This is a genomic window from Campylobacter sp. BCW_4341 (genome assembly GCF_001764255.1).
Classification (GTDB): domain Bacteria; phylum Campylobacterota; class Campylobacteria; order Campylobacterales; family Campylobacteraceae; genus Campylobacter_D; species Campylobacter_D jejuni.
The window spans coordinates 1-3250 of record NZ_MKAH01000012.1 but is presented as its reverse complement, the minus strand read 5'-3'; the positions used below and the strand labels follow the sequence as shown (position 1 = coordinate 3250).

The following is a 3250-nucleotide window of genomic DNA, read 5'->3' as shown; positions in this document are numbered from 1 at the left end:
AAGGGGCGGTGTTGAATTTGAGTATTCTTTTGATAATGAAAAAGAAGCCATTGATAAAATGTTAAAAATGAATTATAAACAAAAAAATACGATGGAAAAGACATTAAAGAATATCTAACAAAAGAAGTAGCATTAAAAATCATCAAAGAAGAAAAACTAGAAGTGATTTGGTATGATGAAGCACTTAAACCTTTATGTGCAGGTATTAAACATGATAAACAAAGAGATAAATACATTTCTTTTATTACTAATGCTAAAGCGGAAATTATAGAATACAGAAGTATTGAATTTGATGGGGATAGATACAGTAAATATTACAAAGAGATATTTAATGATGAAAATATAGCCCTTTATGCTCTTATCAATCGTGCCAGAATGATTAAACAAAATAGAATCAGTTTTGTGTAAATACTTTCCTTATGATTTAATATAAAAAGATTTTTAGTTATAATTTTTCATTTTATATTTAAGGAAAAATTTATGGAAGATTTAAAACTTTTACAAAGACGTTGGAAAGAAGCTTATGAAGCTATGCCTAAACTTTATGAAACACCAGATGGGTTAATAATAAATTTCACCCTAAGTGAAGATACAGATACTATTCTTTTTAAAAAACCTTGGGAAAATTTTGAATTAGATGATGAAGATAAAGAAGCCAAATGGAGATTAAGCTTTTTTAGCATTAGCGAAGATAAACCTTTAGGATATTTAGAATATAAAGAAGCACTAGAAAAACTACAAGATTTTTCTTTAATTCAATCAGAAGAAAGGATTTTAATTAGAGCAATGAGTTTAGAAGAGCTTGAAAGTTTAGAGCTTAAAGGGTGGTAATGCTTCCTCAACCTATATTTTTAAATAAACTTATAGAATTTTTATCTGATGAGAATTTAGATATTGTAAATATGAAAAAAGGTGTAGATAAAATTTTTTCTAAAAAAGATTTTTACGCTATATTAGAATTAAATATTAAAATTATGAATATAGCGAAATTAATTTTTAAAAGTGATGAACAATTAAATATATTATTACCACAAGCTTCTAATTATAAGAATACAAATTATTTTCCTCAAGAATTAGAGTTAAAAAAAGAAATGGATGTTAATCTTAATGATTTAAAAAATTGTGATAATAAAAAAATAATAGAAATAATAAAGCAAGAATATCAAAATAATCTGATTAAAGAATTGGATATTAATTCTCAAAAAGAAAAAATCAAAATACTTTTTATTATTAATGAAGTGCCAAAATTTTTAAAATCAATCTATAAAGAATGCGAGTTTAAAGAATATGGATTAGCAAATTATTTGGAATTTGATGAAATTTGGGATTTTTATGAAAATAATATTAGATATTTTACTATTTTAACTCCTATGGGTGCAAATAAAATAAAATTGCGTTTAGAAAATACACAAAACAGCGAAAAAGAATCTAATATCATAGAAGTAAATTTAGATAAAAAATAGATTTTAATAACAAAAATAAGCAATTTCTTTTTCTACTCAAATTTAGACTATTTGTGTTAAAATAATAAATATAAAAATTAAAAACATAGTGAAATTATAAACACCATAAACTCAACCCCCAAAAGGATCATCAATGTCCCTTAATTCTTATATGAGTCTTGATATATCAAATTCTACTTCAAATCCCCTACCCTTTAAAATCACTAAAGCCCTTATCAAAGAAAGTTTTGAAGAACTTTTTTCTATAGAATGTGAAGGTTTTTTTGAAAGTTTAGATGAAAGCTTATTTAATCTAAGTCAAGATTTTAATTTTCATCCTAATGTTTTAATCGATCAAGAAGCTATTTTAAATATCCATAATCCTTATGAGAATAATACCTTAAACTTTGATAACAATGAAGTAAAAAACTATAAGGGAATTATCACTTATATAAAATATCTAGGTATTAATCATGAAAGTGCTTTAAATATTAATGATAGCGCTTCAAATACTAAGCAAATAAAATACAAGCATTTTTTTTCTTTTAAGCTTCAATCAGTTTTGATAAGACTTTCTTTAAATAAAGCCAATCGTATTTATACTCATACTAATATTATAGAAGTGATTAAACAAACCCTTGGTTTTTATCAAGATATCTTACATAAAGAAATTGATTATTCTAATATACATTTTAATTATGAAGAACAAGAACTCATCTCTCAATACAATGAAAGTGATTTAGACTTTATTACAAGATTAAGCCATAATAATGGAATCTTTTTTTATGAAGATGAGAACACTATTTATTTTTGTGATGTATATAAAAATGTAAAAAATAAAGAAATTGAGTATAATCCTAATGTTAATAATATTTTAAATCAAGCTTGTATTTCTTCTATTTATAAAGAGCAAAGCTTAAGAACTAATTCTTTTACACATTCTAGTATTAATGCCAATACTCCTTTAAATCTTTTATCTTTACACTCTAGTAAAGTTCCTTATGAACAAGAACTTAATAACAAAGCTTATTATAATGAACATTTTTATGAGAGTGAATATTCTTTTACAAAAAGCATTGATTTAAAGACTAAGCCTTCTCTTAAAGAAAAAAGAGCCTTAGTATTAAATGAAAGCTTACTAGCAAAAAGTAATATTTATCATCTTAGCTTAGGAGATTTTATCACTTTAAATTATAAGGAGTTTAATCATCAAGAAGAAATAAAAAATCAAGATGAAGAAAAACAAGATAAAGCTTCTTTGCTTAAAGACTTTATTATTATTGCTAATACTCAAATCTTAATTGATGATGCCATCTTAGCTAATTCTATTAATACGAATGATCATTTAAATTTAAAAGATTTAAATTTAAGTAAATCTTATTCTAATACTTTAACTTTATTAAAAAAGAATATTATCTTTACTCCAAGTTTTAAAGCTAAACCTAAAGCTCCTAATAGCACTCAAGGTATTGTTATAGGAGAGAGTAAGGATATAGAAAGTGAGAGAAATACTATTTATACTGATGAGCATGGAAGGGTTAAGGTAAGGATTAATCTTTATGTCAATCAAGAAGAATTAGATAATGATACTTTTATTACAAATGATATAGATACAAATTCTTCTAATTTATCAAGCAATACTTATAAATCTTATCATCACACTCCTTTTTTAAGAGTAGCTTCTAGTATAGCAAGTAATCATTCAGGTTTTTTTCATACTCCAAGAATAGGAGATGAAGTGATTATTTCTTTTTTAGATGATGATATAGATAAACCTTATGTAAGTGGAAGTTTGTATAATGGGACTA

3 protein-coding genes and 1 pseudogene are annotated in these 3250 nt (G+C 24.1%); all 4 read left to right on the top strand.

Translation table 11 applies throughout. The annotated features are described in order from the left end of the window. A pseudogene (locus AJN70_RS10005) lies at positions 1-408 on the top strand (hypothetical protein); the annotation flags it as partial. A gap of 72 nt (positions 409-480) precedes the next feature. Next, the gene (locus AJN70_RS01515) at positions 481-831 is read left to right on the top strand and encodes a DUF4299 family protein (RefSeq protein WP_052859231.1); all 351 of its coding nucleotides are present in this window, start codon (positions 481-483) and stop codon (positions 829-831) included. After that, complete coding sequence (locus AJN70_RS01510) at positions 831-1463, top strand: hypothetical protein (protein WP_070280480.1); 633 nt, start codon at positions 831-833, stop codon at positions 1461-1463. The genes AJN70_RS01515 and AJN70_RS01510 overlap by 1 nt, the downstream gene beginning before the upstream one ends. 133 nt (positions 1464-1596) lie before the next feature. Further along, on the top strand, positions 1597-3250 hold a 1654-nt coding region (locus AJN70_RS01505), incomplete at its 3' end, for a contractile injection system protein, VgrG/Pvc8 family (RefSeq protein WP_261669645.1).